This is a genomic window from Enterobacter sp. PL_is514, assembly GCF_055816715.1.
In genome coordinates, this window is sequence record NZ_JBVPGN010000028.1 from 353,417 (window position 1) to 371,798 (window position 18,382).

Consider the following 18,382-nt stretch of genomic DNA (forward strand, 5'->3'; position numbering starts at 1 on the left):
TTTACTCGACGGTCATAACGCGGGTGGTGTTGGTTGAGCCGATGGTGCTCATTACATCGCCCTGGGTGACAATGACGATATCACCGGACACCAGATAGCCTTTGTCGCGCAGCAGGTTTACGGCATCGTGCGCGGCGGCCACGCCGTCATTGGTGCTGTCGAAGTGGACCGGCGTCACGCCGCGGTACAGCGCCGTCAGGTTCAGGGTACGCTCATGACGGGACATGGCGAAGATCGGCAGACCCGAGCTGATACGCGAGGTCATCAGCGCGGTGCGGCCAGATTCGGTCATGGTGATGATCGCGGTAACGCCCTTCAGATGGTTTGCCGCATACATTGCCGACATCGCAATCGCTTCTTCCACATTGTCGAACTGCACGTCCAGACGGTGTTTAGAGACGTTGATGCTTGGGATCTTTTCAGCGCCCAGGCAGACGCGCGCCATGGCGGCCACGGTTTCTGCCGGATACTGGCCCGCTGCGGTTTCTGCGGAGAGCATCACCGCATCAGTACCGTCCAGCACGGCGTTTGCCACGTCCATGACTTCTGCACGGGTTGGCATTGGGTTGGTGATCATCGATTCCATCATCTGAGTCGCGGTGATCACCGCGCGGTTCAGCTGACGTGCGCGACGAATCAGCGCTTTCTGGATACCGACCAGCTCAGGGTCGCCAATTTCCACGCCCAGGTCGCCGCGCGCAACCATCACCACGTCAGACGCGAGGATCACGTCGTCCATGGCATCCTGATCGCAAACGGCTTCCGCACGCTCAACTTTGGCGACGATTTTGGCATCGCAACCTGCATCGCGTGCCAGGCGACGCGCATAGTTCAGATCTTCGCCGCAGCGCGGGAAGGAGACGGCCAGGTAGTCAACGCCGATCAGCGCCGCAGTCACGATGTCCGCTTTGTCTTTATCGGTAAGCGCTTCAGCAGAGAGGCCGCCACCCAGCTTGTTGATGCCTTTATTGTTGGAGAGCGGGCCGCCGACGGTGACTTCGGTGAACACTTTCATGCCCTGAACTTCCAGCACTTTCAGCTGTACGCGACCGTCATCGAGCAGGAGGATATCGCCAGGTACCACGTCAGCCGGCAGGCCTTTATAGTCGATACCGACTTTTTCTTTATCGCCTTCGCCTTTGCCCAGGTTGGCATCCAGCAGGAATTTGTCGCCGATATTGAGGAAAACTTTACCTTCTTTAAAGGTTGAGACACGGATTTTGGGACCCTGCAAATCACCGAGGATAGCCACGTGGCGGCCCAGTTTTGCTGCGATTTCACGCACTTTGTCGGCACGTAATTTATGGTCTTCTGGCGTACCGTGAGAGAAGTTCATACGCACCACGTTGGCACCAGCGGCGATAATTTTCTCAAGATTATTATCGCGATCGGTGGCCGGGCCTAAGGTGGTTACGATCTTGGTTCTGCGAAGCCTTCTGGACATGTAATACTCCGTTGACTGAAACAACTTTGGTGTTGCGTGAACATTGAATCGGTCTTCATCTGCTGCAAGGCAGCGGAGAGTGGACCGAATGCCGTAAATCGTTACATCGTAATTATTGGTTACGTCTTCGTTATCAACTATCAGGGAACATCGCTCTTTATAAGCAATTCTTTATCAAAACGCGATTCCTTCAGCGCTTCCTTGACCCGCTTCAAGTTATCCCGGAATTTTGCGCCCCGACGTAAGGTAAAACCGGTCGCCAGCACGTCAATCACGGTGAGCTGCGCCAGTCTGGAAACCATCGGCATATAAATGTCGGTGTCTTCCGGCACGTCGAGGGTGATTGCCAGCGTTGCTTCACGCGCCAGCGGCGTGCCTGCCGTGGTGAGGGCAATCACCATGGCATCGTTTTCACGGGCCAGCTGCGCCAGCTCTACCTGACTCTTGGTGCGGCCGGTATGTGAAATCAGTACCACGACGTCATCCTCACTGCAATTCATACAGCTCATGCGTTGCAGCACAATGTCATCGGAATAAATAACCGGAACGTTAAAGCGGAAAAATTTGTTCATCGCGTCATGCGCCACGGCCGCCGATGAGCCGAGACCGAAGAACGCAATCCTCTTCGCCTGGGTAAGTAAATCCACCGCGCGATTCACGGAACTCATGTCCAGAGACTGTCGGACGTGGTCAAGCGAAGCCATAGCCGACTCAAAAATTTTCGCGGTATAGGCATCAACGCTGTCGTCTTCATCCACATTACGATTAACATAAGGGGTGCCGTTAGCCAGACTTTGTGCCAGATGCAGTTTAAAATCAGGGAAGCCGCGCGTTTCCAGGCTGCGGCAAAAGCGATTGACCGTGGGTTCGCTAACACCCGCTTCCTGTGCCAGAGCGGCGATGCTTGAATGAATCGCCTGAGCAGGAGAGGCGAGAATGACCTCGGCCACTTTTCGCTCGGATTTGCTAAGGTGTTCCAGTTGAAACTGGATTTTTTCCAGCATGTTCATGTTAACAGGATGCTCATGGGTGTAAACGATTTCATAAATTGATGAAATCGTGATTCGATTTAGCCGATATTACCCTCGTGGCTTCCATAAAGGGTAATAATCGACAAGATAATGTTGTTGTTTTTTTTCATTACTTGATCGGTGTCGGGTTTTGCTGTGACCCTGTTGCGCAAAGAAACGACGGTTGTTGCGTCATTAAGCCGTCGTAATCATCCAAAGGGTGAAAAATCGCGGTATCGCACGCGACGATAAGCGCTAATGGTTTCGGGAATGACGTAAAAGCAGTACAGTGCATTGTAATAAAATTACAACGATACCTGGCAGAAGTACCAGGTGATCCAACTGAGGAGAATGACATGGCGGTAACGCAAACAGCCCAGGCATGTGACCTGGTCATTTTCGGCGCGAAAGGCGACCTTGCACGCCGAAAATTGCTGCCTTCCCTGTATCAACTGGAGAAAGCGGGTCAAATTCATCCGGATACCCGTATCCTGGGTGTAGGGCGCGCCGACTGGGACAAGGACGCTTATACCAAAGTCGTCCGCGAGGCGCTCGAAACTTTCATGAAGGAAAAAATTGATGAAAGTTTGTGGGATACCCTGAGTGGACGTCTCGATTTCTGCAACCTGGACGTTAATGACGTCAGCGCGTTTACCCGCTTAGGCGCGATGCTGGATCAGAAAAACCGTGTCACCATTAACTATTTCGCCATGCCGCCAAGCACCTTCGGCGCCATCTGCAAAGGCCTGGGCGAAGCCAAACTGAACGCCAAACCGGCGCGCGTCGTGATGGAGAAGCCGCTGGGTACCTCGCTGGCAACCTCGCGTGAAATCAACGACCAGGTGGGCGAGTTCTTTGAAGAGTGCCAGGTCTACCGTATCGACCACTATCTCGGTAAAGAGACGGTACTGAACCTGCTGGCGCTGCGTTTTGCTAACTCCCTGTTTGTAAATAACTGGGACAACCGCACTATCGACCACGTGGAAATCACCGTGGCGGAAGAGGTGGGGATTGAAGGTCGCTGGGGTTACTTTGACCAGGCCGGTCAGATGCGCGACATGATCCAGAACCACCTGCTGCAGATCCTGTGCATGATTGCCATGTCTCCACCGTCTGACCTGACGGCGGACAGCATCCGTGACGCCAAAGTGAAAGTGCTGAAGTCACTGCGCCGCATCGACCGCTCCAACGTGCGTGAGAAGACCGTTCGTGGTCAGTACACCGCCGGGTTTGCGCAAGGCAAAAAAGTGCCTGGCTATCTGGAAGAAGAGGGCGCGAACAAGTCCAGCAATACCGAGACGTTCGTGGCGATCCGCGTGGATATCGACGACTGGCGTTGGGCGGGTGTTCCGTTCTACCTGCGCACCGGTAAACGTCTGCCGGCCAAATGTTCCGAAGTGGTTGTTTACTTCAAAAACCCGGAACTGAACCTTTTCAAAGAGTCCTGGCAGGAGCTGCCGCAGAACAAACTGACCATTCGTCTGCAGCCGGACGAGGGCGTGGATATCCAGATCCTGAACAAAGTGCCGGGCCTGGATCATAAACACAACCTGCAGACCACCAAGCTGGATCTGAGCTACTCTGAAACCTTTAACCAGACGCACCTGGCCGATGCTTACGAGCGTCTGCTGCTGGAAACCATGCGCGGTATCCAGGCGCTGTTCGTGCGCCGCGATGAAGTGGAAGAGGCGTGGAAATGGGTCGACTCCATCACCGAAGCCTGGGCTGCCGACCAGGATGCGCCAAAACCGTATCAGGCGGGCACCTGGGGACCGGTCGCGTCGGTGGCGATGATCACCCGCGATGGCCGCTCCTGGAACGAGTTTGAGTAAGATAATCCGCTAGCCCGAAAGTGTTATTTTACCGGTAACATGATCTAACTCAGCTAGTGGCACAATTTTCAACTTTTAAGCTCCGCGTGGATTCACCCGCGGAGCTTTTTTTATTACACTGCCGGAAGTGATTTTGCCCCTGAGCTCCGGACAGCAAGCGTTTCAGCGTTGTTAACAACTGCCAGCGACTTTGTAAACTCCCGAGCCCGGACAGATAAATTAGAGGAGCTTTTATGAATCCGACATTGTTACGCGTAACACAACGCATTATTGAGCGCTCGAAAGAGACCCGCTCGGCCTACCTCTCCCGGATTGAACAGGCAAAGAGCAACACCGTCCACCGATCTCAACTGGCCTGCGGTAACCTGGCGCACGGTTTCGCCGCCTGCCAGCCTGATGATAAAGCGTCGCTGAAAAGCATGTTGCGTAACAATATCGCCATCATTACCTCCTATAACGATATGCTCTCCGCGCACCAGCCCTATGAGGTTTACCCGGATATCATCCGTAAAGCGCTGCACAGCGTGAATGCGGTCGGCCAGGTGGCGGGTGGGGTACCCGCCATGTGCGACGGCGTGACGCAGGGCCAGGACGGTATGGAGCTCTCCCTGCTGAGTCGCGAAGTGATTGCTATGTCCGCGGCGGTTGGCCTGTCGCACAACATGTTTGATGGCGCGCTGTATCTCGGCGTGTGCGACAAGATTGTTCCGGGCCTGGTGATGGCCGCGCTGTCGTTTGGGCATCTGCCTGCGATCTTCGTGCCGTCGGGCCCAATGGCAAGCGGCCTGCCGAACAAAGAAAAAGTGCGTATCCGCCAGCTGTACGCGGAAGGGAAAGCAGACCGTCAGGCGCTGCTGGAGGCGGAAGCCGCGTCCTACCATGCGCCGGGCACCTGTACGTTTTACGGTACCGCGAACACGAACCAGATGGTGGTGGAGTTTATGGGGATGCAGCTTCCGGGCTCATCCTTTATCCAGCCGGACGCGCCGCTGCGCAGGGCGCTGACCGAGGCTGCGGCCCGTCAGGTCACGCGTCTTACCGGCAACGGCAACGAATGGATGCCGATGGGCAAAATGGTCGACGAAAAGGTCATCGTCAACGGGATTGTCGCGCTGCTGGCAACCGGGGGGTCAACCAACCACACCATGCACCTGGTGGCCATGGCGCGTGCGGCGGGCATTCTGATTAACTGGGATGACTTCTCCGAAATCTCTTCCGTGGTGCCGCTGATGGCACGCCTGTACCCGAACGGTCCGGCGGATATTAACCACTTCCAGGCCGCGGGCGGCGTACCGCTGCTGATGCGCGAGCTGCTGAAAGGCGGACTGCTGCATGAAGACGTAAATACCGTGGCAGGCTTTGGCCTTCAGCGCTATACCCAGGAGCCGTGGTTGAACAACGGCGAGCTGGACTGGCGCGAAGGGGCGAGCGCGTCTCTTGATGCGCAGGTGATCGCCACCATCGACAAACCGTTCTCTCCTCACGGCGGCACCAAAGTGCTGAGCGGCAACCTCGGTCGTGCGGTAATGAAGACCTCTGCCGTACCGGAAGAGAACCAGATTATCGAAGCGCCGGCGGTGGTGTTTGAAAGCCAGCACGACGTGTTACCCGCCTTTGACGCCGGTCTGCTCGACAAAGACTGCGTGGTGGTGGTGCGTCATCAGGGGCCTAAAGCTAACGGGATGCCAGAATTACATAAACTTATGCCACCACTTGGTGTATTATTGGACCGCCGTTTCAAAATTGCGTTAGTAACCGATGGACGCCTCTCCGGGGCATCCGGTAAAGTGCCTTCAGCCATCCACGTGACGCCTGAAGCCTACGACGGCGGGTTGCTGGCGAAAGTGCGTGACGGTGACATGATCCGCGTTAACGGTCAGACAGGCGAGTTAACCCTGCTGGTGGATGACGCCGAGCTGGCGGCACGTCAACCCCATATTCCTGACCTGAGCGCATCGCGCATGGGGACCGGACGCGAAATGTTCAGCGCGCTGCGTGAGAAGCTCTCCGGTGCGGAGCAGGGCGCAACCTGTATTACGTTTTAAGACGACTTGATTTTAACGATCTGGCGAGAGAAGACTCTGATGAAAAACTGGAAAACAAGTGCAGAAGCAATCCTGACCACTGGCCCTGTCGTGCCGGTTATCGTGGTAAACAAGCTGGAGCACGCTGTACCGATGGCGAAAGCGCTGGTTGCGGGTGGCGTTCGCGTTCTGGAAGTGACCCTGCGTACCGCCTGCGCGATGGATGCCATTCGCGCGATTGCTAAAGAAGTGCCGGACGCCATCATCGGTGCGGGTACCGTGACGAACGTAAAACAGCTGGCTGAAGTGACCGAAGCGGGCGCGCAGTTTGCCATCAGCCCGGGCCTGACCGAGTCGCTGCTGAAAGCCGCGACCGAAGGCACCATTCCGCTGATCCCGGGCATCAGCACCGTCTCTGAACTGATGCTGGGCATGGACTACGGTCTGAAAGAGTTCAAATTCTTCCCGGCTGAAGCGAACGGCGGCACTAAAGCGCTGCAGGCGATTGCGGGTCCCTTCTCTCAGGTACGCTTCTGCCCGACGGGGGGTATCTCTCCTGCCAACTACCGTGACTACCTGGCGCTGAAAAGCGTGCTGTGCATCGGTGGCTCATGGCTGGTTCCGGCGGATGCGCTGGAAGCGGGCGACTGGGATCGCATCACAAAACTGGCTCGCGAAGCGGTGGAAGGCGCGAAGCAGTAAGCCATTCGCCGCATGAAAAACGGGCCTTTCGGCCCGTTTTTTTTATCCCTCTACCTTAACGCTTGCTGCGGCCGCTTTCGCTCTCGCCACCGCGTCGTCAATATTATCCCCGGTGGCTAATGCCACGCCAAGACGACGGGTACCGTCGATCTCCGGCTTGCCGAACAAACGTACCTGCAACCCGGCACCCACTGCCGCGTCGACGTTATCAAACGTAACGTTCTGGCTGGTTAACTGCGGCAGGATGACCGCCGAGGCGGCCGGGCCGTACTGACGGATACCCCCGACGGGCAGGCCGAGGAAGGCGCGCACGTGCAGGGCGAACTCGGAAAGATCCTGCGAAATCAGCGTGACCATGCCGGTGTCATGCGGGCGAGGGGAGACTTCGCTGAAAATCACCTCGTCGCCGCACACAAACAGCTCTACGCCGAACAGGCCATAGCCGCCCAGCGCGAGGACGGTTTTACGGGCGATCGCCTGCGCACGCTCCAGCGCCAGGGCGCTCATCTGCTGCGGCTGCCAGGATTCGCGGTAATCGCCATCTTCCTGACGGTGGCCAATCGGATCGCAGAAATGGACGCCGTCAACGGCGCTGACGGTCAGCAGGGTGATCTCGAAATCAAACTTCACGACGCCTTCAACGATGACGCGACCGGCGCCGGCGCGGCCACCCTGCTGGGCGTAATCCCACGCCTTATCGAGCGTGCTGCTATCGCGAATGAAGCTCTGCCCTTTACCGGAGGAGCTCATCACCGGCTTAACGATACACGGGTAGCCAATCTCCTCTACGGCCTGCAGGAACGCGACTTTATCGCCCGCAAAACGGTAGCTCGAGGTGGGCAATCCCAGCTCTTCTGCCGCCAGGCGACGAATGCCTTCGCGGTTCATGGTCAGCTTTGCGGCTTTCGCGCAGGGCACCACGCGCTGGCCTTCCTGCTCCAGGGCGATCAGCGTATCGGTGGCAATCGCTTCAATTTCCGGTACAACGAAATCGGGCTTCTCGCGCGTAATCAGTTCGCGAAGGGCATCGCCATCCAGCATGTTAATCACATAAGAACGATGGGCGACGTGCATGGCGGGTGCGTCGGCGTAACGGTCTACGGCGATGACTTCCACACCTAAACGTTGGCACTCAATGGCGACCTCTTTTCCCAGCTCGCCCGATCCCAACAGCATCACTCGCGTCGCCGCAGGTCGCAGCGCAGTTCCTAAACGAATCATAACAATCCCCCTAAAAAAGTTGCGCGCAGTATAAACGAAAACGTTTGCGTCTGTCTTGCGCAGGGATAAACGCGAGGGCAGAAATTTGCGCTTCTTTAGCCCGACCAGACATTTCCTGACGCCCGCTCGCTTACGCTGTGGAACATGTTCACCGTTAAGTGAGGGAAATCATGTCTGGCTGGTTAAATCAATTGCAATCCCTGTTAGGGCAGAAAACATCATCTGGCGAACGGGACCTCAGCAAACTGCTGGTACCCGGAGCGCTCGGCGGGCTGGCAGGCCTGCTGGTCGCGAATAAATCCTCACGCAAGCTGCTGGCAAAATATGGCACCGGCGCGCTGCTGGCCGGCGGCGGCGCCATCGCGGGCACCGTGCTGTGGAATAAGTACAAGGACCGGGTACGGACCGCGCACAGCGATGAACCGCATTATGGCGAGCACACCTCGCCGCTGGATCTGCGTACCGAACGGCTCATTCTTGCTCTGGTTTTTGCCGCGAAAAGTGACGGGCATATTGACGACAAAGAACGATCGGCGATCGAGCAGCAGCTGCGTGAAGCCGGCGTTGAAGAGAAGGGCAGAGCGCTGGTGGCGCAGGCTATCGAACAGCCGCTTGAGCCGCAGCGTCTTGCGCAAAGTGTGAAAAATGAGGAAGAGGCGCTGGAGCTCTATTTCCTCAGCTGTGCCGCCATCGATATCGATCACTTTATGGAGCGGAGCTACCTTAACGCCCTGGGCGATGCGTTAAAGATCCCTCAGGACGTGCGCGAGGGCATTGAGCGGGATATCCGCGAACAAAAACAGGCGTTACAGGGATAGCCTCCGCCGTCGCGACGCTGTTTCGCTTGCATCATGCGTGGGTTTTGCCAACCTTATAGGGTGTAAACTTAAAAGAATGATGACATGCCACCGAAAGCCCGACGTACTCCTTATGCGATCACCACGCATGGCGATACGCGCATAGACAACTATTACTGGCTGCGGGACGATTCGCGCTCCCGGCCAGAGGTACTCGACTACCTGCACGAGGAAAACGACTATGGCCGCAAGGTCATGTCCAGCCAGCAGACGCTTCAGGACCAGCTGCTGAATGAGATGGTGCAGCGTATTCCTCAGCGCGATATCTCTGCGCCCTGGACCAAAAACGGCTATCGCTATCGCCATATTTACGAGCCCGGCAATGAGTATCCCATCTACCAGCGTCAGTCGGTATTAAGCGCCGAATGGGATGAGTGGGATATTTTGCTGGATGCCAACCAGCGCGCCGCCCACAGCGAATTTTATACCCTGGGCGGCATGTCCATTTCGCCGGATAACGCGGTGATGGCGCTGGCGGAGGATTATCTCTCCCGTCGCCAGTACGGCCTGCGTTTTCGCAATCTGGACACCGGCAACTGGTATCCGGAAATGCTGGAAAACGTCTCCCCGGATTTTGTCTGGGCGAATGATTCCGAGACGGTTTACTACGTCAAAAAGCACGCCTCGACGCTGCTGCCTTATCAGGTGTGGCGACACACCGTGGGAACGGACTCCGCTGACGACGAGCTGGTCTATGAAGAGAAAGACGAAACGTTCTATGTCAGCCTGCATAAAACCTCCTCGCGCCACTATGTGATTATCTTCCTGGCCAGCGCGACGACCTCGGAAGTTCTGCTGCTGGATGCCGAACTGCCCGACGCCCAGCCGCTCTGTTTCCTGCCGCGCCGCAAGGATCACGAGTACAGCCTGGATCACTTTCAGCACAGCTTTTATTTGCGCTCTAATCGCGAGGGTAAAAACTTTGGTCTCTATAAAACCAAAGTGCGCGATGAGCGCAAATGGGAGGTGCTTATCCCCGCGCGGGATCAGGTAATGCTTGAAGGGTTCACCCTGTTTACCGACTGGCTGGTGGTGGAAGAGCGTCAGCGAGGGCTGACCAGTATCCGGCAAATCAACCGTAAAACGCGGGAAGTGGTGGGGATCGCGTTCGACGACCCGGCCTATGTGACGTGGATTGGTTTCAACCCTGAACCTGAATCCTCGCGGCTGCGCTACGGCTACTCATCGATGACCACGCCGGACACCCTGTTTGAGCTGGATATGGATACCGGGCAGCGTCAGGTGATTAAACAGACCGAGGTCAAAGGGTTTGAGTCTGAAAACTACCGCAGCGAGCACCTGTGGGTCACCGCCCGGGATGGCGTCGAGGTCCCCGTCTCGCTCGTCTATCACAAAGCCCACTTCCAGAAAGGCAAAAACCCGATCCTGGTGTACGGTTACGGCTCGTATGGCTCAAGCATGGACGCCGATTTCAGCAGCAGCCGGTTAAGCCTGCTCGATCGCGGCTTTGTTTTTGCCATCGCCCATATTCGCGGTGGCGGTGAACTGGGGCAGCACTGGTATGAAGACGGGAAATTCCTGAAAAAGAAAAATACCTTCAATGACTACCTCGACGTCTGCGATGCGCTGATTGAGCAGGGCTACGGGGATCCGCAGCTTTGCTTTGGGATGGGCGGCAGCGCGGGCGGCATGCTGATGGGGGCGGCGATCAACCAGCGTCCCGACCGCTTTAAGGGGATTGTCGCACAGGTCCCGTTTGTCGATGTGGTGACGACCATGCTCGATGAATCCATCCCGCTTACGACAGGGGAGTTTGAAGAGTGGGGGAATCCGCAGGATGAGATGTACTACCGCTATATGAAAACGTACAGCCCGTACGATAACGTGGAAGCGAAAGCCTATCCCCACATGTTGGTCACCACCGGTCTGCATGATTCTCAGGTGCAATACTGGGAGCCGGCAAAATGGGTGGCAAAACTGCGGGAGCTGAAAACCGATGACAACCTGCTGCTGCTGTGTACCGATATGGACTCCGGTCACGGCGGGAAATCGGGACGATTTAAATCCTACGAAGGAGTTGCCCTGGAATATGCCTTTTTAATAGGCCTGGCGCAGGACACGCTGCCAGGCCGTGCGGAGCGTTAAGCGTCGCCCAGATAATGTTTCAGCGTTAAGCGCAGTTCCGGGCTCATTCTGTCGAGGTTGTTATACAGCCAGCGCAAATAGCCCGGGTCTTTATCCGCCACCTCGGACACCGGCTTCCCGCGATATTTCCCAAAGGTAAATGTGGTCAGAAGTGCAGGACGGCCGGTGATGGTCGCCATATCATCCGGCGTCCAGCCAGAGATATTCATAATATCTATCAGTAACGCGGCGGTGATATAGCAGTCATACAGGGCCCGGTGATGGTGCAGTCCCTCAGGCGTTCTGACGCTGAGCTTGCGGGACTTGTACAGCGCCATGTTGCTGTATTTAATTCCCGGCCAGAGGCGACGCGCCAGCTTCATGGTACAAATCCATTCCCCCGGCATTTCAGGTAACACCCGGCGGTCAAAACTGGCGTTATGCGCGACGTACCACGGGCTACCGTAGTAGTGCGGAATGATCTCTTCGATCCACGGCTTATCCGCCACCATCGATTCGGTAATGCGATGGATAGCCATCGCCTGAGGGCTGATGGGTCGGTCGGGACGCACCAGATGGCTCATAGGGTTGACGATTTTACCATCAACCACGTCGACAGAAGCCACTTCCACTATTCCGCCCTGAAGATCGCAAGTTTCGGTATCGATGACGCGCAGCATTGAACACTCCTGAGCTTAAAACGCCTAGCCTAAAGGAATGATATCGCCTTGCCAACCCTCTCCGCCGAGCGTGCCGGTCAACAGCAGCTCGCCCCGATCGGCGCGGACGATCAGCTGACCTTTTTCATCCCACAGCGCGCTACCGCCGCAGGCGTTCGCCATCAGCACCGCAATGGCATATTTATGCGCGAAGCGCTGCAGGGTACTGATGGACTGCCGCCAGCGGTGATCTTCCACGGACTGGCTGCTGGTAAACAGCGACGCTCTGGGATCGAGATTGGGGGAATCGGCATGCGCATCAATAATGCTGAGCTGTTTTTCCCCCGGCACCAGGCTGGCACCGCTACCTTGCGGGTAGCGCAGGATGCGGTGACGGGCGGGCGTGAAGAGTGCGAGGCCTTTCTGGCGCTGACCGTTCCGTTCCAGGGGGAGCCCGGCAATCACGGTAATCCGGTAAAAATGTGCCGCGTCAAGCAGCGGTTCCAGCTGGGCGTCATCGGGTGGGGGAGGTAACGTCGGTGCGCCTGAGCCCGTTAATGAGAGTTCAGGGAAGACCAGCAAATCACAGCGCTGCCGTGCTGCTTCGGCGATGAAGCGCAGGTGGTGCGTAACATGGTCATCCACACTCTGGTGCTGACCGCCATACTGAGCTGCCGCTATATTCCAATGTGACATCGTGACTTCCTTATACACTGAGTCGCAGAGATTTAAGAATACACCTAAATTTATCAGGGTTTTCTTATCCTGCCAGATTCCGCGTAAGGAAGTGTAACGACTCGTTAAGCTTATTTAACTTTAGGTTCGTACGGTAAACGGGAGAGGTTAACCGAGGCGAGACGGTGGGCGATTAATCTTTCGCGAAACCAGTCGCGCAGATGGGCGGGCTGTTCCCGTTCAACGACTTCAGCCACGACGGGCATGTTGTAACGCTCTTTAAACGCGACGCCAGCGGCTGCGAGATCGACATTTACTTTATCCATCTCGTCCTGCGGAAGGGCGGCCAGATTGATCTTCATTTCCTTCTCCTTTTTCTGCGGCGGCAACGTTACCGCGATTGCACGACGATGACAAGCGGAGGCAGGATGTTCCTCGACTCGCTTATTATACAGCGTTATTCTTTAGCATACAGACATAACAAAAAGGAATGATTGCGATGGGTTTCTCCACCTCCCGCGCGGTATGCGCACTGGTTTTTGTGGCTTCAACGATGATGACACCCTCCGTGCTGGCACATGCACATCTTACACAGCAGATCCCGGCAGCAGACAGCGTAGTGACCGCACCGCAGGCACTGACGCTGAATTTTTCGGAAGGTATCGAACCTGGATTTAGCGGTGTGGTGGTGACGGACGTGCAAAAGCAGGTCATCAAAACGGGTACCGCTACGCGAGACGAAAAGAACAAGGCGCAACTCACCGTTCCGCTGGAACAAACGCTGACGTCAGGGACGTACCAGGTGGACTGGCATGTCGTCTCCGTAGACGGTCATAAAACCAAAGGCAGCTATCACTTTAGCGTGAAATAGCATGCTGGCGCTGTGTTATATCGGGTTGCGCTTTATCCATTTCGGGGCGCTGATGCTGGTTTTTGGTAATGCGCTTTACAGCGTCTGGTTTGCGCCTTCCTCTCTCCAGCGACTGATGTCCCGGCGTTTCCAGCTGCAGCAGAAAGTTGCTGCCTTGTTGAGCCTGGCGGCTGCACTCCTGATGTTTATGCTTCAGGGCGGACTGATGGGTAACGGCTGGGGCGATGTATTTGCTCCGCAGGTCTGGTATGGCGTACTGAGGACACAGTTTGGTGGCGTCTGGCTGTGGCAAATTATTCTTGCTGTGATGACGGTCGGTGCGGCATGGCTCGCGCCGCTGAAGGGGTCGCGGCTGCTGCTGCTCGCCATGGGCCAGCTTATCCTGCTGGCTGGGGTAGGTCACGCGGCGATGAACGACGGTCCGATGGGGTCATTGCAGCGGCTTAACTATGCTTTTCACCTGATCTGCGCGGCAGCCTGGCTTGGCGGATTGCTGCCCCTGTTGTTCTGCATGCGTCTGTCGAAAGGACGCTGGCAGAATGCCGCCATCTATACCATGATGCGCTTCTCGCGTGTGGGGCATTACGCCGTTGCGGGCGTGCTGCTCACCGGCGTGATAAATGCGCTCATGATACTGGGCGTCCATGTACCCTGGCAGGCTGGCTACGTGCAGTTTTTGTTGTTCAAATGTGCGCTGGTGGCGTTGATGGTGGTAATTGCGCTGGCAAATCGGTATTTTCTGGTGCCACGGTTTCGTCCGGAGACCGGGCGAGCACAACAGATTTTTATCAGGATGACACAGGCAGAAGTGGTGCTGGGCGCGCTGGTACTGGCAACGGTCAGTCTGTTCGCTACCTGGGAACCCTTCTGACAAGGTTAAATATCATATGAAAAAGACAGTACTTTCTCTCATATTGCTGGCCTGCACGGGGAGCGCGCTTGCCGCACCGCAGGTTATTACCGTCAGCCGTTTTGAAGTCGGTAAGGACAAATGGGCGTTCAATCGCGAAGAGGTGATGCTGACCTGCCGTCCGGGCCATGCGCTGTATGCCATTAACCCGAGCACGCTGGTGCAATACCCGTTAAATGATACCGCAGAGCAGCAGGTAGCCAGCGGCAAGAGTAGCGGCCAGCCGATCAGCATTATTCAGATCGATGACCCGGCGCATCCGGGACAAAAGATGAGTCTGGCGCCGTTTATCGAGCGTGCCGACAAGCTCTGCTAACGCTCAGGTTTCCAATAAAAAACCGCAGATGCTTGCGAAAGCACTGCGGTTTTTCACATTTTATGATGCTCTGGCGCTTTTTTTCCGACCGCTTTAGCTGTGGACTGGAAAACCTGGCGTCGTCATCTATTCTTAAAAGGCAAGGCGACTTAGCCTGCATTAATGCCAACTTTTAGCGCACGGCTCTCTCCCAAGAGCCATTTCCCTGGACCGAATACAGGAATCGTATTCGGTCTCTTTTTATCTGTCTTATATTTCAGTCACTTACGGCGCTCTGTCCGAAAATGTCCCAAAATTGTCCGAACTTCAATATCCGGCAATTCCCGTTATACCACACCGTTTTTTAAATTAACAACCAAACTCATGCAATGCTGGGAATGCTCTGCACAGACGATCTCAGAGTTTTGCAACCATGCGATCTCTCGTTTCAAGGCAAGACTGCTTATAAGGTGCGTTTACCTTAACTCGGCGATTCATGATCCTCACACTTCCAGTTGGGAGAATTGAGAACAGACATCCTTTCGCAAATGCCACAACCCCCATGGCCTGAAAGTCGTTAATGTTAACTTCTCCATCATCAATTGTTTCGAAATCAAAAATTTCAGGATTTGTGGCAAGTAATTGAAGAACATCATTATCTATAGAGTTAAGTACCGAGGCATACGCAGATGCTGTCCCCATGTATGCGTGAGTCTGTTTTTTGCAATCATATGAACTCGAGGAAGGGCTCTGTTTACACTGTTGAGCTTGTTAGCAAATGCATAAGAGGCGTAAATATCAGGATGGTAATTTAAGACCGTAAATGAGAGAAAATGCATTTCGCCAGCCGCCCAGATGATCTGATTATTCCGTCATCGCGCCATATCTCGACCGAAATCGGCCGCACGAAAGCGAAGCTGGCTAATTTTCAGCGTCTGCAGGGGCTGGGGAATGACTGATCTACCGAAATGCCCCAATTGTGGCATGTCCTCTTCACTGAAGGTCCGAAGTCGTGAGTTGAACTGGGGGGGCGCAGAAATTAGGTGCTCTAACGGTTGTTCAAAATGGCGAGTTGGATTCTCTTTTCCGCCAGGAGGGGAGAGGGGGGCTCGAAGAGAGCTTGCAGATAACTGGCATAAGGTTGTGGAGAAAACTTAACCCACTAATTGTATTATTTGCTTTTATGTATGAAAAAAATTCAACAACACCGACAAAATGGATCGGCTAGCAGATCTGCAATATAATTATTCTATTATTCAATCCACTGACTAAACTCAGAGGGACAAGTTCCAAACACAGGGTAGGTGATATGTCTATGAAGCAAATTAAATCAAGGGATATGACAAACATTGCGGCAAAAAGGATGTATTATATTTTTCTTGTCGGGGTTATACCTTTGCTTCTGATTTTTTTATTATATGCTAACAACCAAGGGAGCGATTTTCTAAATTATTTGTATACTTTATCTGGTAAAGTTCCTGAGCTGATTTCAGCCAGTAACCCATTATTAAGTGGTATTATGAGTTTTTATGTTAAAATCGCTCCTTTGTTAGGTGTTTTGTTTTTTTTGATTGCGCGGAGAGAGTTAAATTTAAAAACCACTTTTTCTTTCACGAAAGGTATTTTGGCTTTTATGCTATTCACCGTGTTTTATATTGCAATTGTTTATTATTTGTTGGTGTGTAACGTGGAGTTAACTGAATCAGGACGATTTATGAGGCTTTTATCAGGGAACGATTATCTTCTTACCGTTTTTTTTGTAAGCGTATTTTATGTGTGTTATATACTCACCTGCTATTACATCAGCTATGCTTATGCAGTTTTCTTGATTTTAAAGTTAAAAATAAAACACCGTTGAAAGCTAAGGGGCAGATAACATCTCTGCCCCTTTTAGATTAATGAGCTGGTCTGATTATTTCATTGTTGATTTTATCAACGATTTTATCGTCAATGAATGAAGCCAGATAACTGATACCGATAATTCCAGCAATTGTTAATGCAGTAATAGGAAGCCCGACGGTTGTCGCAACAAAAGATGCCAGGGCGCCAAAGATTCCCATAGCCACACCGACAGCAATGCCACTAATAACCCAGGACTCTACCTCTAGCATCAATGGACCCCAGTTTCCTGTTTCATACCCTTCAATACTTTTCTCTCGGATTTTTTCGACTTTGATCACCAGATCTGCAGTCTTAAATGCTTTGCTTAGATTGCCGAGTTTGTTTGCCATGTCACTTGCATTCAGACTTTTCCATGCGTTAACGATCGCAGTTTTATCACCTTGATTAATTTTCATCCCCGGATTGGCAATAATCTTATTCAGAGAGGTCATTGCATCATTGTAGTTACGAATTTTTTTACCTTGGAAGTTTTTAACGTTACTTGCGATGTCCCTTGACACATCTTTATATTTTTGCCCCAGGTGACTACCAACTTTTTCCCCCATGTCAGCAATAATTTCGCTGGCTTTTTGTAATGCTTCAATTTGATTATCTTCATCGAGCATCTTCTGGACATTTTCGCGCAAATTACCCCGGGCTGCTTTTGGTATACTTCCATCCCGCACTGCTTGTTCATATAAGTTCTTAAGCGCTTTTCGGGAAACTTTATCACTGGAGCCATAGTACTTTGCCGTCCTATCCCAGGTAGATGGAGCACTCGTAGTGCTATTTCCATTTTGATTCTGGGAGTTATTACTACCAGACTGTGAACTTGAGTTACCACCATTACCACCGGAGCCTTTACCTGAATGACTGTCTACTCCGGAACTGATAGCAATTGCACCACCGGCAGAAAATACTCCAGCCGCATCACCTCTGTTAGCAGCATTCACCTGTGCACTGTTGTTTGGATCCACAGAAAATCCATTAATATTCTGTGTACGGCCACCATTCCCTCCATTTCCTGATGTACCGGAATGGCTGCCAGAACCAGAGTTACCGATGCCAGGATTTTTGCCACCACTGAACGCATTGTTGTGTGCGTTGTCGCCACCATTACCACTCATAGTTAATTCCTCTTTGACGGTTAAAAGTTAGACAATACTGTATATAAACACATTGCTATATATACAGTGGTTCGAATCCTACGCCGCTGTTTCTAACGTGTCAATGACAGATTTTGGGGTATGACTGAGAGCGGAAAATCCTGATAAGCTACTGATGGGAATATTGTTTACTGGAAAGGAGATCTTCATGAATAAATCTAACGGATTATTCGTGTGTGCGCTGTTAACATCATCTTTGATGAGCAGCGCATGCACCCCTCAAACAAGTGCAGAACGCCATGCACGCCAGTATGTATATGCTGCAGATGACGGCTTTGACCCGAATGTACGCGTTATAAAAGCCGACAGTATTAAGATGGCGGTGCCATTCTTTAAAACTTTTCATGATCTGGGAGCAAAAGACCGCTTATCAGGCATGTCTTTAGAGGACGCGAACAAGCGTGCAGATAAGTTTCGTAGCGAGGCATTTCTGAACTCCATCCAGAGTGAAACTATTTTTGCGGGCACTCGTTACGTCGACAATAAATCATGGTCTGCTAAACAGCGTAAAGCCATGAGCGACGCTATCTCTGAAGCTTACATTGATGGTTATAAAGGAAGGATGTGAGTAGTAATAACAGTAGATTTCGGTACCCGTTTCTGCATTACATTCACGAAAACACCTGGTTGTGGTTCATTAACATCAAAGTTTTAGTTAGAGATGATTCTGTATGGTTTCTCTTGAGTCAGAGAATGGTGTTTAGTGCTTTTTTATTAATCGCTTACCCGCTTGTGCGGTTTTTTGACCCA

At 53.4% G+C, this 18,382-nt stretch carries 18 protein-coding genes; 11 read left to right on the top strand and 7 right to left on the bottom strand.

Features of this window, described 5'->3' with window-relative positions:
• Nucleotide 1 precedes the first annotated feature (1 nt).
• On the bottom strand, nt 2–1,444 hold the full coding sequence (gene pyk, locus AC0TNG_RS07935) for a pyruvate kinase (RefSeq protein ID WP_008500455.1): 1,443 nt from the start codon (nt 1,442–1,444) through the stop codon (nt 2–4).
• Between the two features lie 140 nt (nt 1,445–1,584).
• Nucleotides 1,585–2,454 carry a MurR/RpiR family transcriptional regulator gene (locus tag AC0TNG_RS07940; protein WP_023312229.1) on the bottom strand — a complete coding sequence of 290 codons (870 nt, stop codon included), beginning with the start codon at nt 2,452–2,454 and terminating at the stop codon, nt 1,585–1,587.
• Nucleotides 2,455–2,810: 356 nt separating this feature from the next.
• On the opposite strand from AC0TNG_RS07940, the gene zwf reads away from it, so the two are divergent.
• The 3 genes from zwf to kdgA all read left to right on the top strand — a co-directional run bounded on the left by zwf (nt 2,811) and on the right by kdgA (nt 7,012).
• Complete coding sequence (gene zwf / locus AC0TNG_RS07945; RefSeq protein ID WP_023312228.1) at nt 2,811–4,286, top strand: glucose-6-phosphate dehydrogenase; 1,476 nt, start codon at nt 2,811–2,813, stop codon at nt 4,284–4,286.
• A gap of 233 nt (nt 4,287–4,519) precedes the next feature.
• On the top strand, nt 4,520–6,331 hold the full coding sequence (edd, locus tag AC0TNG_RS07950) for a phosphogluconate dehydratase (RefSeq protein ID WP_024909697.1): 1,812 nt from the start codon (nt 4,520–4,522) through the stop codon (nt 6,329–6,331).
• A gap of 39 nt (nt 6,332–6,370) precedes the next feature.
• A complete protein-coding gene (gene kdgA / locus AC0TNG_RS07955; RefSeq protein ID WP_024909698.1) occupies nt 6,371–7,012 on the top strand; it encodes a bifunctional 4-hydroxy-2-oxoglutarate aldolase/2-dehydro-3-deoxy-phosphogluconate aldolase in 642 nt (213 codons plus the stop codon).
• A gap of 42 nt (nt 7,013–7,054) precedes the next feature.
• Here kdgA and purT read toward each other — a convergent pair whose 3' ends face one another.
• Complete coding sequence (purT, locus tag AC0TNG_RS07960; protein WP_024909699.1) at nt 7,055–8,233, bottom strand: formate-dependent phosphoribosylglycinamide formyltransferase; 1,179 nt, start codon at nt 8,231–8,233, stop codon at nt 7,055–7,057.
• Between the two features lie 170 nt (nt 8,234–8,403).
• Between purT and AC0TNG_RS07965 the strand changes: the two genes are divergently transcribed.
• Both AC0TNG_RS07965 and ptrB read left to right on the top strand, forming a co-directional pair.
• A complete protein-coding gene (locus AC0TNG_RS07965; protein ID WP_024909700.1) occupies nt 8,404–9,051 on the top strand; it encodes a tellurite resistance TerB family protein in 648 nt (215 codons plus the stop codon).
• Between the two features lie 84 nt (nt 9,052–9,135).
• Entirely contained in the window at nt 9,136–11,196 is a 2,061-nt protein-coding gene (gene ptrB / locus AC0TNG_RS07970) for an oligopeptidase B (protein ID WP_032647775.1), read from the top strand.
• On the opposite strand, the gene exoX is transcribed toward ptrB, so the two are convergent.
• The 3 genes from exoX to AC0TNG_RS07985 all read right to left on the bottom strand — a co-directional run bounded on the left by exoX (nt 11,193) and on the right by AC0TNG_RS07985 (nt 12,871).
• Nucleotides 11,193–11,855: an exodeoxyribonuclease X gene (gene exoX / locus AC0TNG_RS07975; protein WP_010432611.1), complete on the bottom strand. Its 663-nt coding sequence runs from the start codon at nt 11,853–11,855 to the stop codon at nt 11,193–11,195. The two genes, ptrB and exoX, sit on opposite strands and share 4 nt — an antisense overlap.
• 24 nt (nt 11,856–11,879) lie before the next feature.
• Nucleotides 11,880–12,530, bottom strand: a complete 651-nt coding sequence (locus AC0TNG_RS07980) for a carbon-nitrogen hydrolase family protein (RefSeq protein ID WP_024909702.1) — start codon at nt 12,528–12,530, stop codon at nt 11,880–11,882.
• Nucleotides 12,531–12,640: 110 nt separating this feature from the next.
• A complete protein-coding gene (locus tag AC0TNG_RS07985) occupies nt 12,641–12,871 on the bottom strand; it encodes a DNA polymerase III subunit theta (protein WP_008500465.1) in 231 nt (76 codons plus the stop codon).
• Between the two features lie 137 nt (nt 12,872–13,008).
• On the opposite strand from AC0TNG_RS07985, the gene yobA reads away from it, so the two are divergent.
• The 5 genes from yobA to cui all read left to right on the top strand — a co-directional run bounded on the left by yobA (nt 13,009) and on the right by cui (nt 16,443).
• Nucleotides 13,009–13,380, top strand: a complete 372-nt coding sequence (gene yobA, locus AC0TNG_RS07990; RefSeq protein WP_032647771.1) for a CopC domain-containing protein YobA — start codon at nt 13,009–13,011, stop codon at nt 13,378–13,380.
• Nucleotide 13,381: 1 nt separating this feature from the next.
• Entirely contained in the window at nt 13,382–14,251 is an 870-nt protein-coding gene (copD, locus tag AC0TNG_RS07995; protein ID WP_417927547.1) for a copper homeostasis membrane protein CopD, read from the top strand.
• A 16-nt stretch (nt 14,252–14,267) separates the two neighbouring features.
• Nucleotides 14,268–14,606, top strand: a complete 339-nt coding sequence (locus AC0TNG_RS08000; RefSeq protein ID WP_024909705.1) for a YebY family protein — start codon at nt 14,268–14,270, stop codon at nt 14,604–14,606.
• Between the two features lie 812 nt (nt 14,607–15,418).
• On the top strand, nt 15,419–15,544 hold the full coding sequence (locus tag AC0TNG_RS08005; RefSeq protein WP_265589657.1) for a hypothetical protein: 126 nt from the start codon (nt 15,419–15,421) through the stop codon (nt 15,542–15,544).
• 350 nt (nt 15,545–15,894) lie between these two features.
• Nucleotides 15,895–16,443: a colicin immunity protein Cui gene (cui, locus tag AC0TNG_RS08010; RefSeq protein ID WP_407858725.1), complete on the top strand. Its 549-nt coding sequence runs from the start codon at nt 15,895–15,897 to the stop codon at nt 16,441–16,443.
• 37 nt (nt 16,444–16,480) lie between these two features.
• On the opposite strand, the gene AC0TNG_RS08015 is transcribed toward cui, so the two are convergent.
• Nucleotides 16,481–17,593 (bottom strand): colicin-like pore-forming protein, encoded by a 1,113-nt coding sequence (locus AC0TNG_RS08015; protein WP_417927546.1) that lies wholly within the window; start codon nt 17,591–17,593, stop codon nt 16,481–16,483.
• Between the two features lie 187 nt (nt 17,594–17,780).
• Between AC0TNG_RS08015 and AC0TNG_RS08020 the strand changes: the two genes are divergently transcribed.
• Nucleotides 17,781–18,200: an Exc2 family lipoprotein gene (locus tag AC0TNG_RS08020; RefSeq protein ID WP_048992217.1), complete on the top strand. Its 420-nt coding sequence runs from the start codon at nt 17,781–17,783 to the stop codon at nt 18,198–18,200.
• Nucleotides 18,201–18,382 lie beyond the last annotated feature (182 nt).

Coding starts and splice junctions, on each gene's coding strand:
- AC0TNG_RS07985 (WP_008500465.1), bottom strand. CDS start 12,871: ATGAAGATCAATCTGGCCGCCCTTCCGCAGGACGAGATGGATAAAGTA.
- AC0TNG_RS07940 (WP_023312229.1), bottom strand. CDS start 2,454: ATGAACATGCTGGAAAAAATCCAGTTTCAACTGGAACACCTTAGCAAA.
- AC0TNG_RS08015 (WP_417927546.1), bottom strand. CDS start 17,593: ATGAGTGGTAATGGTGGCGACAACGCACACAACAATGCGTTCAGTGGT.
- yobA (WP_032647771.1), top strand. CDS start 13,009: ATGGGTTTCTCCACCTCCCGCGCGGTATGCGCACTGGTTTTTGTGGCT.
- cui (WP_407858725.1), top strand. CDS start 15,895: ATGTCTATGAAGCAAATTAAATCAAGGGATATGACAAACATTGCGGCA.
- copD (WP_417927547.1), top strand. CDS start 13,382: ATGCTGGCGCTGTGTTATATCGGGTTGCGCTTTATCCATTTCGGGGCG.
- AC0TNG_RS08000 (WP_024909705.1), top strand. CDS start 14,268: ATGAAAAAGACAGTACTTTCTCTCATATTGCTGGCCTGCACGGGGAGC.
- ptrB (WP_032647775.1), top strand. CDS start 9,136: ATGCCACCGAAAGCCCGACGTACTCCTTATGCGATCACCACGCATGGC.
- AC0TNG_RS08020 (WP_048992217.1), top strand. CDS start 17,781: ATGAATAAATCTAACGGATTATTCGTGTGTGCGCTGTTAACATCATCT.
- exoX (WP_010432611.1), bottom strand. CDS start 11,855: ATGCTGCGCGTCATCGATACCGAAACTTGCGATCTTCAGGGCGGAATA.
- kdgA (WP_024909698.1), top strand. CDS start 6,371: ATGAAAAACTGGAAAACAAGTGCAGAAGCAATCCTGACCACTGGCCCT.
- AC0TNG_RS08005 (WP_265589657.1), top strand. CDS start 15,419: ATGCATTTCGCCAGCCGCCCAGATGATCTGATTATTCCGTCATCGCGC.
- AC0TNG_RS07980 (WP_024909702.1), bottom strand. CDS start 12,530: ATGTCACATTGGAATATAGCGGCAGCTCAGTATGGCGGTCAGCACCAG.
- zwf (WP_023312228.1), top strand. CDS start 2,811: ATGGCGGTAACGCAAACAGCCCAGGCATGTGACCTGGTCATTTTCGGC.
- AC0TNG_RS07965 (WP_024909700.1), top strand. CDS start 8,404: ATGTCTGGCTGGTTAAATCAATTGCAATCCCTGTTAGGGCAGAAAACA.
- pyk (WP_008500455.1), bottom strand. CDS start 1,444: ATGTCCAGAAGGCTTCGCAGAACCAAGATCGTAACCACCTTAGGCCCG.
- edd (WP_024909697.1), top strand. CDS start 4,520: ATGAATCCGACATTGTTACGCGTAACACAACGCATTATTGAGCGCTCG.
- purT (WP_024909699.1), bottom strand. CDS start 8,233: ATGATTCGTTTAGGAACTGCGCTGCGACCTGCGGCGACGCGAGTGATG.